Annotated in this window: 8 protein-coding genes; 5 read left to right on the top strand and 3 right to left on the bottom strand. The window is 70.4% G+C overall.

Translation table 11 applies throughout. The features are described 5' to 3' along the window. Window positions 1–14 precede the first annotated feature (14 nt). Window positions 15–671: a hypothetical protein gene (locus tag ACLJQF_RS40520; protein WP_410615603.1), complete on the top strand. Its 657-nt coding sequence runs from the start codon at window positions 15–17 to the stop codon at window positions 669–671. Between the two features lie 58 nt (window positions 672–729). On the opposite strand, the gene ACLJQF_RS40515 is transcribed toward ACLJQF_RS40520, so the two are convergent. Continuing rightward, on the bottom strand, window positions 730–3,534 hold the full coding sequence (locus tag ACLJQF_RS40515; RefSeq protein ID WP_410615602.1) for an alpha-L-fucosidase: 2,805 nt from the start codon (window positions 3,532–3,534) through the stop codon (window positions 730–732). A gap of 594 nt (window positions 3,535–4,128) precedes the next feature. Further along, the gene (locus ACLJQF_RS40510; RefSeq protein WP_410615601.1) at window positions 4,129–5,010 is read right to left on the bottom strand and encodes a hypothetical protein; all 882 of its coding nucleotides are present in this window, start codon (window positions 5,008–5,010) and stop codon (window positions 4,129–4,131) included. Window positions 5,011–5,342: 332 nt separating this feature from the next. Between ACLJQF_RS40510 and sigJ the strand changes: the two genes are divergently transcribed. Then, the gene (gene sigJ / locus ACLJQF_RS40505) at window positions 5,343–6,224 is read left to right on the top strand and encodes an RNA polymerase sigma factor SigJ (protein WP_410615600.1); all 882 of its coding nucleotides are present in this window, start codon (window positions 5,343–5,345) and stop codon (window positions 6,222–6,224) included. Here sigJ and ACLJQF_RS40500 read toward each other — a convergent pair. Beyond that, window positions 6,193–9,330: a SpvB/TcaC N-terminal domain-containing protein gene (locus tag ACLJQF_RS40500; RefSeq protein ID WP_410615599.1), complete on the bottom strand. Its 3,138-nt coding sequence runs from the start codon at window positions 9,328–9,330 to the stop codon at window positions 6,193–6,195. The two genes, sigJ and ACLJQF_RS40500, sit on opposite strands and share 32 nt — an antisense overlap. A gap of 198 nt (window positions 9,331–9,528) precedes the next feature. Between ACLJQF_RS40500 and ACLJQF_RS40495 the strand changes: the two genes are divergently transcribed. From ACLJQF_RS40495 to ACLJQF_RS40485, 3 genes are read left to right on the top strand one after another with little or no spacing between them, the layout of a single operon-like run. Further along, window positions 9,529–11,160 carry a S8 family serine peptidase gene (locus ACLJQF_RS40495; RefSeq protein WP_410615598.1) on the top strand — a complete coding sequence of 544 codons (1,632 nt, stop codon included), beginning with the start codon at window positions 9,529–9,531 and terminating at the stop codon, window positions 11,158–11,160. Beyond that, window positions 11,157–11,732 carry an RNA polymerase sigma factor gene (locus ACLJQF_RS40490; protein WP_410615597.1) on the top strand — a complete coding sequence of 192 codons (576 nt, stop codon included), beginning with the start codon at window positions 11,157–11,159 and terminating at the stop codon, window positions 11,730–11,732. Before ACLJQF_RS40495 ends, ACLJQF_RS40490 begins: the two co-directional genes overlap by 4 nt. After that, window positions 11,729–12,214: a hypothetical protein gene (locus tag ACLJQF_RS40485; RefSeq protein WP_410615596.1), complete on the top strand. Its 486-nt coding sequence runs from the start codon at window positions 11,729–11,731 to the stop codon at window positions 12,212–12,214. The genes ACLJQF_RS40490 and ACLJQF_RS40485 overlap by 4 nt, the downstream gene beginning before the upstream one ends. The last annotated feature ends 202 nt before the right edge of the window (window positions 12,215–12,416 follow it).

Genomic DNA, 12,416 nt, shown 5'->3' with positions numbered 1-12,416 from the left:
GTAAGGATGTGTCCATGGTGGACACCGAAGTCCTCTCGCGGACGGCTCCGCGGGCGCTCGACGTCGTCACCCCGCTCGGGGACGTGCGGTTCGCCGTCCGCGTCGGGGACTGGGACGTGCCCGCGAGACCCGAGCTGACGTGGGGCCTCGCGTCCGGGGCGCGGCTGTGCCGGTGGCGATCCGACTCCGCGCGGCTCGACGTGCTGGGCGGGACCACCGCGTCCGGGCTGTCCGGCGTGACCCGCGAGACCACCATCCTCCGGGTGCTCGCCCGCGAAGACGTCGGCGAGTTCGTCGTCCAGGCCGAGCTGACCGGCGCGCCGGAGGAAGAGCGCGTCTGGGAAAGCGCCTTCACCGCCGAGACCGCCGACGCCGTGGTGAGCGTCGGCGGCCCCGGGGCCGAGCTGCTGCGGCGGTGTTCGCTGGCCGGGCAGCACGTGCCGCCGTACTGGTCGCGGCTGGTCGGCGGGGACGTCGTCGAGCGGACCGGGGGCCGGCTCACCTGGCGGCTGCCGCGCGTGGACCGCGGCGACTACGCCGAGCTGTGGGTGTCCGTCGCGTGGAGTGCGCCGGGTGGGGACCCGGGCCGCGCCGTCGACGTCGACGCGGCCCGGGTGCTGCGGGAGTTGACAAGCCGACCAAAAGCAGGCCGAGCCCCACTTGGCACGTAACCGTTGCTACAAAGCCATTAGGCCGTGGCTGTGGTCGGATTGGCAACCATCGACACAGCTAACCCACTGAAATCCGGTCCAGATCCGGGGCCCCGGCGCGGTCGTTGCCGATCCGGATCGTATTGGCGCCCGCGGTCAGCGGCACCGGGACCGAGGTGGTGTACGGGGTGTTGTTCCCGGCCCCGCTGACCTTGACCTCCACCGGCGTGCCGCCGTTCACCGACACGAAGTACGACCGGTCGCCGTTGACGGTGAAGTCCAGGTACAAGGTGTACTGGCCCGCCGCGGGCACCGTCACGCCGGGGAACGTGACCGCCGCACCAGGCCCGATGTTGCGCACCTTCTGCCCGCCCGAGCACGGCGAACAGTTGGTGACGCCGGCGTCGCCGATGTCGTTGGCCGAATCCTCGGCCTCGCGCATGAACACCCGGTCCGCGGGCCGCGGCTTGACCTGCACCGGCTTGCTGACGGACTTCGCGCGCCCGAGCGTCCGGAACGACGCCGTCACCGGGATGCTCACGTCCTGGGCCGCCGGTGCGGTGACCGTCCACGACCCACTCAGCACCTGGCCGAGCCCCAGTGCGGACGTCGTCGCCGGGTCGCCCGTGACCGTCCAGCCCGCCGGGACCACCGGCGCCAGCGACACGGCGTCGATCGGGTCGTCGACGTCGAGGCGCAGCGACGCCTCGATCCGCAGGGACTGCTGACCGGGCGAAACCCATTGCACACCGGCGGGCTTCACCGTCAACGTCGTCTTCGGCGTGTACGACTCGGGTGGCATCGGCGCCACCGCGATCCGGTCGAGGTCCGCCGTCCCGGAGACCTTGATCGTGTTGGCGCCGGCGGTCAGCGGCACCGGGATCGCCCCCGGCGTGGTGACCGCGATCGGCGCCGCGCCGTTGACGCTCACCGAGAGCGTGCCCGGCCCCGTGGTGTCCAGCTGCAGCCGGGACGGACCCGTGGCCTGGACGTCACGGAAGACGACCGCGCCCCGGTCGAGGCCGGTCACCGCGTTCGTACCCGAGCACGCCTCGCACCACACCGGCGTCGCTTTGCCCTCGAAGCCGTTGCGCCACGACTCCGCTTCCAGCGGCACCTCGCCGCGCGGGTCGGGGTAGCCGTAGGCGACGTCGATCTCGTCGAGCGCCAGCTGCCGGTAGTACGGTTTGGCCTGCGGCCCGGACCACGTGTTCAGCACCTCGAGTTTCAGGTACCGCGCGTGCACCTCGCCGACGTCGATGAACTGGACGCCGCGGTTGCTGGGCAGGGCGCCGGTGCGCACCGTGCGCCAGCTCTGCCCGTCGTCGCTGGCGTGGACGCGGTAGTCCTTGATCCGCGCGGAATCCTCGGCGCGGCCGAACGACTCCCGCGCGGACGTCGGCGACGACTCGCGCTCATGTACCGCGAGGTAGGCCGTCGACCGCTTCCGGCCCAGGTCCAGCGTCACGGAAACCGGGAGCTGACCGCCCGCGTCCCAGTAGTTCAGGTAGCTGCCGTCGACGAGGTTCGCCGCCGTTGCCCCGTTCGCGGACGCGGTGGCCTTGATCGTGCTCTTGTCGTAGAAGTACTGCTGCCCGGCGGAGTCCACTTTGAACACCGTGTCGTAGGTGTCCCAGTTCTGGACGTCCAGAATGGACAGATAGCCGCCGGACTGCGCGAAGCGCATCGGCTTCCCGGTGCGCAGGTCGGACACGCCGGTGACGCGGTAGCCGTTGTCCCGCAGCCGGACCAGGTTCGTCGACGGCCGCGTGACGACGTGCACGTACTGTGTTTTGGCGCCGGGACGAACGGTGATCACGCCGTGCGCGCCGTCGTTCCAGAAGCCGGGCTGCAGGCCGCCGTACATGTACCCGCCGCCCTCGGTGCCTTCCAGCGATTCGCGGATCGGCTGCGTCCAGGACGCCATGAAGTTGTTGAACGCCTCCTGCTGCGGCGGGAACTTGCCGTTGAGCATGGCGGTTTCGGCCATCAGCGACTTGATCGACGAGCCCGCGTTCGTGATGTAGCGGCCGGTGGAGAGCCGGAAGTCGACGGCCTGGTCGCCGCCGCTGTACCACCAGTCGCCGTTGGTCGGCAGCTTGTAGTCCGCCTCGGTGAGCCGCGGCATCGGCGTGTAGACGGCCTGCGGGTAGTCGTACGACGGTGTCATGCCGGTCTTCTGCTCGTTGCTGACCGTGTCCATGATCGGCGTGTCCTCGTTGTTGTTGCTCAGCAACCAGGACGGCCGCTTCTCGCGGATGCGCTCGTAGAGCCCGTGCTGCTCCCAGTACTCGTTGTCGTTGTCGATCCAGAAGCCGGCGAGGCCGGAGTAGCGGTCCATGACCTCGTCGAACAGGTCGTAGCTGTACTCGCCGAAGCCCGGGCGGGTGGTCAGGTCGACCGGCTTGCCCTTGTACGCGGAGTAGGCGGCCGAGTCGAGGGACTCGTGGCCGGTTTCGTTGTGCCACTGGGGATCGTCGGTCATGTAGAGCATGACGCGCACGCCCTTGGCCTGACCCGCGGCGATCAGCTCGCCGAGGAAGTCGCGCTGCGTCGAGCAGCTGCCGGGGATCTTCGAAGGCCACGGCCGCGCGTAGCCCAGCCGGCTGTGGAAGGTGGTGAGGACGACGTAGGACGCGCCCAGCTTCTTGGCCTCGTCGATCCAGTAGTCGGGCGTCCAGCCGCCGCCGGTGACGTCGCGCTCCCAGGCGGCGCAGTCGGTGTGCCGCGGCGCGGTGAACATGCCCCAGTGCAGGAACAGCCCGGCCGTCGAGGCCCGCAGCCAGTCCTGGCGCGGATGGTACAACTCGGCGTTCGCGGGACTGACCAGGCTCGCCACCAGCGCGACGGCGGCGGCGAGGCAGGCAAGCAGTCGGATTCTCAAAGGACCTCCTCGTCCGGAGAGATCCGATGATTCGTTCCTCATATATCGTACGTCAAGGGAAGATTCCGCTCATCGGCACACAGTCGTCTGATCTGTCACGTACCCACTCTTGGTGAAGAGTTCCGGAGCTCTCGGTGTGAGTTGTAACCAACCGCCCAGTCTGGGCGACACACGGGTGTAGTCGATCCGGGAGGTGTCGATGCACTGTTGTGCTGGAGGGGCGATTACCGGTCGGCGAATGCGCACAGTTGCGGCATGCGCACCCAGTGTTGCCGACGGTGGGCAGGTTCGCGCGAAGCGCCTGACCAGAGGTGTGCGCCGGAGCTTTATGCCTTCCGGGCAAGATCACTCGAAAGTTCGACGCTCAGTGTTCATTGTGGACACTCCGGCCGACTTTGCGCTAGCGTCGCCGCGTGCCGCAACTCGGGCTTCTTGCCCCGCGGCGCACGACAATCCATATCCCCGCAACTCATCGTTCGCCCATTCCCGGGTGGACGTGAGCCCTGCACGTGACACGAAGGTGACTCTTCCCATGGGCGGTTCCGAAGGCGGCGACTGACTGCCGTGGGGTAGTCCGCGCCGCCTCTGGACGGGCTACCCCAAGTCCAGCTTCATGCCGTACGTGGCGTCAGTGGGCACGTGGTCGATGTGCAGCGTGATGACCGTGCGGCCGTCGGCGTCGGTGTCCGATGTGATGAAGGTGCCGCTCGGTTGGTCGTCCTGGAACCCGATGGCATCGTAAGAGACGGTGAATTCGCCGGGGAAGACGACTCGGTGAGTCACCTTGTCGATCTGCAGGACCTTGCCCGAGTGGAAGTGGAAATCCTCGGCAACCCCGTCGCACATGATCGGCTTGCACTTCTTCGGCCAGAATCGCTCTATGTCGAGACGGATCTCCTCGCCCTGTCGGAAGGGTGCGTGGAGGTGAACGATCATCGCCATCTCCTTGTTGTTCAACCAGGATTTGGTGACGTTCCAGTGCGGCCCGGGCTTGCCGTTCACCTTCAGGCTACGGGCGTTGATCCGGACCTTGTCCCGGTACTTCTCCGGCTGGTCCCATTGGCTGCCGGCATAGAACCTGATGAAGTGGACTTCTTCGCGCAGCGCCACGGCCTTGATGATCAGCCTCTCGCGCACGTCGCCGTTCCGGTGGATGAACACCGTCTGGTCCCAGTCGTTCACCAGCACCAACGGCTCGGGCCGGTGGTCGATGATGAAATCGCAGTACTGGGCGAGCAGATCCCGGTACACGGCATAGTCCCGCCGCAAGCGCCGGTTGTTCGCCAAGACGACCAGGATCCCGACGATCATGAGCAGGCCCGCCGTCAGGAACGCGCCCGCGCGGACCATTTGACTGCCGAACAGTGTTCCCAATAGGCCCGCGAAACCCAGCAATCCGACAAGGCTGCCGATCACGCCTGATGCGCCGCGCTGAGCAGTATATGAATCGAGCCAGGAGACGAAGCTCTTCAACATACGCCCCGCCTCCTTCCGTGCGACCGAAACGAGCGAGCGACGCCGGGTCTGCTGTCGACCTTTGCGTCGATCATCAGATTAAGGCCAGGTCAGACCGTGTCAGCTAGTGCAACAGGGTGAAGTTCCAAATAGCCTTGACGGCTTTTGGTAACCCTCGGGAGCTTCTCCGAGCCGTTATCCACTCGTGCCGGAGAAGCGTCGAACCTCATTCACACTGGAGTTCCGTTTGCTGTGAAACAGGTCAAGAAGTGGACACCGGTCTCGGAGGTCTGTCACAAACGCGCGGCCGTGTTCGTCAGGGTGGTGATCGCACCCGCGAAAGGACGAACCCAGTGAACGATGAGCTCCTCGCCCGCAGCTTCGAGACCCACCGCCACCACCTGCGATCCGTCGCCTACCGGATGCTGGGTTCGGTGACCGAGGCCGAGGACGCCGTCCAGGAAGCGTGGCTGAAGCTGAGCCGGAGCGACACCGCGGCCGTCGAAAACCTGGCCGGGTGGCTCACCACCGTCGTCGGGCGGGTCTGCCTCGACATGCTGCGCTCCCGGAAGGCCCGGCGCGAGGAGCCGTGGGAAGCCCTGGTGCCCGACCCGATCGTCAGCCGCGAGGACGCCGGCCCCGAGCACGAGGTGCTGCTGGCGGACTCGGTCGGTCTCGCGCTGCTGGTCGTGCTCGACACGCTCACCCCGGCCGAGCGGCTGGCGTTCGTGCTGCGGGACATGTTCGCGATGCCCTTCGAGGAGATCGCCTCGGTCGTCGGCCGGTCCGAGGCGGCGACCCGGCAGCTGGCCAGCCGTGCCCGGCGGCGGGTCCAGGGTGCTCCGGTCGCGCCGGACCCGGACCTCGCCCGCCAGCGCGAAGTCGTCGACGCCTTCCTGGCGGCCGCCCGCGGTGGTGACTTCGACGCGCTCGTCTCGGTCCTCGACTCCGACGTCGTGCTGCGCGCCGACCGCGGCCCGGCGCAGGGCGGCTCGACCGAGGTCCGTGGCGCGGCGGCGGTGGCGAACCAGGCGCTGACCTTCTCCCGGCTCGGCGCCGGCGGCGGCGTGGTGCACCGGGCGCTGGTCAACGGTGCGGCGGGCGTGGTCGCGACGCGCGAAGGCCGGCCGTTCTCGGTGCTGGGCTTCACGGTCGCGGGCGGCCGGATCGTCGAGATCGACATCCTCGCCGACCCGGACCGCCTCAGCCGGCTGGACCTGGCCGTGCTGGACTGACCGCGCCCTGCTCGTCCGTCATCAGGGCGATCTCGCCGGCGTCGTCGAAGTGCAGGTAACGGGTGCGGCCGTCCGCGTAGCGCCGCACCATGCCCGCCACCACGACCACCAGTTCGCCGTCTTCGATGGTGTAGTGGTCGTCCGGGGTCAGGACTTCGTGGATGTGCGCGCCGTTGGTGACCAGGGTGCGGACGCGGCGGCCGGTGTGGTCGTAGCTGTACAACGCGTTGACGCCGTCGTCGCCGTGGACCCCGCGCAGCCGGCCGAACGCGTCCCGGATCTCGCTGCCGGACGGCGTCTCCGCGGCAGGCCCGGGCTCGATGTCGCGCACCAGCCCGTTCGGGCCGGTGAGCACGTGCCGCCCGTCGGCCCAGTGCTCGCTGACGCCGTTCGTGTAGTGCACCGCGGTGCGGCGGCCGCTCAGGTCGTGGTCGACGGCGTCGACGAAGCCGGGCACGCTGACCAGCCTGCCGACCTCGTCGTACTGGTGGTGCACGGTCAGCCGCCCGTCGCCGGCGTCGGGGTAGGCCACCTCCGACACCCGCCCGTCGGCCCGGCGGGTCACGTCGAGCCGGTACTCGACGGCGACGTGCGCCGGGCGCCAGCGCTTCTCCGCCGGCCGGCCGAGCGCGTCGTAGCCGAACTGGGTCACGCCGCATTCGTCGGTGACGCGCACCAGCCGTCCGCAGCTGTGCGGCCCGGCGCCGAGCGGCACCGCGAGCCCGCCGTCGTGGTGGGTGAAGGTGATGATCGGCGTGCCGCGCGGGTCGTCGACCAGCACCGCGACCACCCGGCCGGCCGCGTCGCGGATCCGGAACACCGTGCGCCCGCCCGCGCTCCGCGACTCGACGACGTTCCCGGCCGCGTCCCGGACGTGCACGGCGCCGTCCTCGCCGCGCACCTCCCGCCCGAGCAGGTCGTGAAGGCCACCTTCACGAACTTTAACTTCCTCAAGGTGGCCTTCACGAACTTTAACTTCCTCAAGGTGGCCTTCACGAACGTCGGCGAGCACCGGGCGGCCGAGGGCGTCGTAGCGGAACTCGGTGGGCGGTGGCAGGGGATCGCCGTCCCGGAACGCCCGGCTCGTCCGGCACACCAGGCCGCGCGCGCAGTACTCGTGGTGCTCGTCGACGACGTCGCCGAGCAGTTCCGCGTGCCGCCGCTCCAGCAGCCGCCCGGCGCCGTCGCGCAGTTCCGCCGTCACCAGCACCTCCGCCTCACCGGACACCGCCCGCTGCTCGGTGGTGACGCGGGTGCCGTCGTGGCGGTACCGGACGGTCGGCAGGTCCGCCGAGTCACCCGGCCGCACGACCGTTTCGGGCCGGCCCAGCGGGTCGTGGGTCAGCGTGGTCACCGCGCCCGCCGGATCGGTCACCTCGCAGACCTGTGCCGTGCGGACGTCGTGGCGCGTGATCGTCACGTTCCCCAGCGGGTCCGTGGCCACCTCGGGGAAGCAGCGGTCCGCCGAATACCGGACCTCCCGGGTGTGGCCGAGCGGATCGGTCGTCGTGGTGCGCAGCCCGGCGACGGTGTCCAGCCGCCCGTGGAACGTCGTGATCCACCAGCCTTCTTCGCCGGGACGGCGGTGGTAGCCGTGGTGGCGCAGGTCGGGTGGGTGCGCGCCGTAGACGTCGGCGACGAGCGCGTCGGTGAGCACCAGCTCCTCCCGCGCGGTGCGGTGGCCGTGCGAACCGGCGACGCCGTCGGGCTCTTCGTCGTACCGGAAGATCTTGTCGGACAACACTTTTCCGGTGCCGTCCAGCTCTCGCACCCGGGCCGGGAGCGCGGCGAACCGGTGGTCGGGATCGGCCGCGTACTTCGTCCGGGTCTCGCGCACGACCGGCTCGCGGCCGGGCCGCTCGGTCGTCTCCACCTCCCGGATCGGGTTCCCGGCCGAGTCGAACGCCGTCTCCTTCGTGGTGACCGAAACCGGCGTCTCCCGGCGTTCGAACTCCGTCGTCACCGAGCGGGTCCACTGTGGACGGCGGAGGTGTTCGACGCGGCGGTACGGCCGGTCCGCCGCCGGTGAACCGTCGAGGCCGTAGGTCTCCTCCTTGGCCAGGAGCCCCTCACCGCCGAACCAGCGCACGGTCCGCAGGGTCGGCGCGTACTCGTCGCCGAGGTCGTCCTGGACGACGCGGCCGAAGCCGGGTGGCCGGCTGTCGTGGTACTCGAACTCCGTCACGCCCACGTGGCCGGTGACCGACTCGCGCAGCGAGACCCGCCGGACCACCGGCATCGATTCGACGGTCGCGTACTCGATCGCGGTCCGCAGCCCCATCCCGTTGTCGATTTCGCTCAGCCGTCCGGTGCGGGGCGGGTCTTCGAAGGAGTGGTACGGCACCGCGTCGAGCACGGTCACCCCGCCGCCCGATCGCGCCCGCGCGGCCAGCTGGACCCGCCGCGGCGCCGGGGCTTCCGGGGAGGCGTAGGCCAGGCGCACGACCGGAGCCGCGGTTTCGGCGCCGTGCACGTCGAAGCCGGTGAGCGCCACCGATGTCAGCAGGGACGCGCCGGTGACGTCGTCGGCGTCGTAGCCGAGGGTCCACCGGCGGACGAGCGGCCGCGTCGAGGCGGGCACCCGCAGGTCGATCCGCGCGCACCGCAGCGCCGTCGTGACGAGCGTGCCGCCACGGCCCCGGCGCAGCACGTCCGGCCGCGGCTCGTAGCTGAACTCCACTTCGTACGGGCCGTAGGAGACGCGCGTGAGGTAGGCCTGGCCGCTGTGGTGCGCCCAGTCGAACGTCGCGGTCGCGCCGAACGCGTCCTCGGTCCGGTCGAGGTACCAGGTGGCGGCGTCGCCCGGCCCGAGGAAGTGCCGGAGACCCGATCGGGTGGTGAGCACGAAGCCGTCGCCGCGGCGGACGAGCCGGCCCGCCGCACTGGACGGAGGGTGGCCGTCGGCCGGCCCGACGTGCGGCAGCGGGAGCGTGAACCCGCCGCCGAACGGGCCGTTCGGCACGCCGGTCGCGTAGCGCAGCGCGAGCGCGGGTGCGCTGCCGCCGGGACCGGGCGGTAGGTCGAGTGGCACCGTGAAGCAGCCGCCGCCGGTCGCCGGTTCCGGTGTGAAGACGGCTTCGTGCGTGCTCGTCCCGAGCACAACCATGGTGATCTCCCCGACTGGATCCGTGACTTCCGGAGGCCAAGTGGGTGAGCCGGGGGCGCCAGATACGTCCTCACCCGTTTGCCGCCGTCGTTACGCATTCGTGATCTCAGTGTCGTATCCCAATGGCGGCCCACCGGTCTTTCCCGGGTGCCGTTGGTGATCAGTGACGGGGGCAGAGGCAGCAGGAGGGTGGACCCGATGGTCGTCAGGTTCGAACGGGACGAGACCGCGGAAGCAGCGGTGGAGGACGCGAGCACGCTCAACGAGCTCCCGGCCCCGCCAAGGCAGTTGCTGGACCGGCACGGTGCCCGGGTGCTCGACCCGGCGACGGCCGTCGTCGCGGCCGGGCAGCCGGCCCCGCGCACGACGGTGTACCGGCCGGGCGCGTTCCTCGTCCCGCAGCGGTACCTCCGCGACCAGCAGACGCTGGCCGCGATCAACCGCGTCCTCGCCCGCATCGGCCTGTTCGCCACGGCGGCCGGCCGCGACGGCGACACCAAGGAGGCCGCCCGCGTCCGGCAGCTCGACGACCTGCCCGTCCGCGCCCTGTTGCGCGTCCGCGAAGACGCCGACCCGGTGATCGTCGACTGCTGGAAGGCGCTGCAACTGCTGCGGTCCGCCGCTTCGGGCGAGCGGCCCGAGCTGGACCCGGACGTCGTCCGGGAGATGTCCGTCGAGCACCTGCTGTTCACGACGCCGGTGTTCGGCGGGGTCCCGTGGGAGACCAGCGGCCTCGGCGGCACGCCGTGGGAGACCAGCGGATTCGGCGCGGGCAGCTCGTACGGCCGCACCCACGGCGCCAACCGGATCCCGGTGACGCTGGCCGCGGCCCCGCCCTACCGCAACCGGAAGCCCGCCCACCGGCGGCCGGTGATCGCCGTGCTCGACACCGGTATCGGCCCGCACCCGTGGTTCGGGCTGGCCGACCGCTCCGGCCCGCCGCCGGCCGGCTCGGGGCTCGCCGTCGACCCGGACATCCAGGCCGCGATCCTGCAGGCCCAGCTCGCCTCCGCCACGACCGTGCCCACCCAGCTGCTGACCGACTACTGGGACGCGCCGACGACCGGCCAGCCGCTGATCGGCGACGTCGACACCGACACCGGGCACGGCCTGTTCATCGCCGGGATCGTCCGGCAGGCCTGCCCGGAGGCCGACACCCTCGCGATCCGTGTCGTGCACAGCGACGGCGTCGCGTACGAAGCCGACGTGCTGCTCGCGCTGCACCTGCTCGCCGACCGCGTCCGGAACGCGCAGGCGAACAACCGCCCGCAGGACATGGTGGACGTCGTCTCGATCTCGATGGGCTACTACGTGGAGGACCCGGCGGACGTCGCCTTCACCGGCCAGTTCGGTTCGGTGATCGCGGAGCTGCTCGGCCTCGGCGTGCTCGTCGTCGCCGCCGCGGGCAACGACGCCACCACGCGCCGGTTCTACCCGGCGGCCTTCGCCGACCAGCCGCTCGGCGCCGGCTGCGGCCCGCAGGTGATCAGCGTCGGGGCGCTCAACCCCGACGTCACCACGAGCAAGGCACTGTTCTCCAACGAAGGCCCGTGGGTGCACTGCTGGGCGACCGGCGCCGGCGTCGTCAGCACGTACCCGACCGACGTCCGCGGCACCGCGGCCGCCGACCACGAGGTGCCGGGCTTCGGCCGCAACTCCTTCGACCCCGACGACTACAGCGCCGGCTTCGCGGTCTGGGACGGGACGTCGTTCGCCGCGCCGCTCGCCGCCGCCGAGCTCGGCAAGGCGCTGCTGCAGTCCGGGGATCTGGCCACGGTCGACCGCGAAACCGTCGTCAAACGCGCCTGGACCGCGCTGGGCTCGCTGTGAACGTGGCCAAGACCGACCACGCTCGCGTGGCGACCCTGTTCGACGCCGCGCGGGAGGGCGACCGCGCGGCGCTGGACGAGCTGGTTTCCCTGCTCACGCCGTTGCTCTGGCAGGTGGCGCGTGACCAGGGCCTCGACGTCGACCAGGCGGCCGACGTCGTGCAGACGACGTGGCTGCGGCTGCTGGGGTCGTTCGCGGAAATCCGCTCGCCGGTCGCGCTGACCGGCTGGCTGATCACCGTCACCAAACGGGAGGCCTGGCGCACGGGGGAAAAGCGCCAGGTCGAACGGCCGCTGCCGGAACTTCCGGAACGGCTGACCGAAGCTTCGCCGGCACCCGAGGAGGGGGTGCTGCGTGAGGAGCAGCGCGTGCGGCTGTGGCGCGCGGTGGACAACCTGCCCGAACGCTGCCGCAGCCTGCTGCGGATCGTGGCGTTCGTGCACCGGCCGGACTACGCCGAAGTCGGCGCCCGGCTGGGTATGCCGAGGGGGAGTATCGGCCCGACCAGGGGACGCTGTCTCGCGCGCCTGCGCGAGCAGCTACTCGCCAACGGCGAAGGAGATTGGCTGTGACCACCGTCGAACCACCAGGCGCGAACGAGCCCTTGGACGAGCTCGACTTCCGGCTGCTGGCCGGCGTGCGCGAGCTGTGGGAAGACGCCGACCCGATGCCCGCCACGCTGGTGGACCAGATCCGGTTCGCGATCCGGCTGGAGGACGTCGACCTGGAGGTGATGCGCATCCGCGAGCAGGAGCAGCTCGCGGATGCGCGCAGTGCCGCCGAACAGGGCAGGCTCATCACGTTCGACAGCGAGAGCCTGACGATCATGGTGAACGTGAGCCCGGAGTCCGGGGGAACGATCCGGCTGGACGGCTGGCTCACCCCACCGGCCGAGCACCCGATCGAGGTCCGCACGGCGACCGGCCCGCTCACGACGACGTCGGACGCGGAGGGCCGGTTCGCCGTCAGCGGCGTGCCGCACGGAATGGTCCAGGTGCTGGTGCGCACGGCCGGCCGAGCGAGGACGGTGAGCACGCCGGCCATCGAACTCTGAGCGCGGGCCGGACAGGCTCGGCAAGGTCTTGAATGACTCATTCAGGACCTCGGACGTCCTGAATGAGTCATTCAGTGTCGGTGTCCCTGGCGGGACGTCCGTGCTGGGGTGAAAATCGTGTCTGGTCGCTTGCGTGACGTCGTGTGTCCTTGGCGCTGGGTCGAGGCCGTCATTCAGTCTGACGCTGGGAGCCGCCTGAGAG

The organism is Amycolatopsis sp. lyj-109 (genome assembly GCF_046548995.1).
Taxonomy (GTDB): domain Bacteria; phylum Actinomycetota; class Actinomycetes; order Mycobacteriales; family Pseudonocardiaceae; genus Amycolatopsis.
The sequence above is the reverse complement of the archived record's forward strand: the minus strand, read 5'-3'. Positions and strand labels throughout refer to the sequence as shown.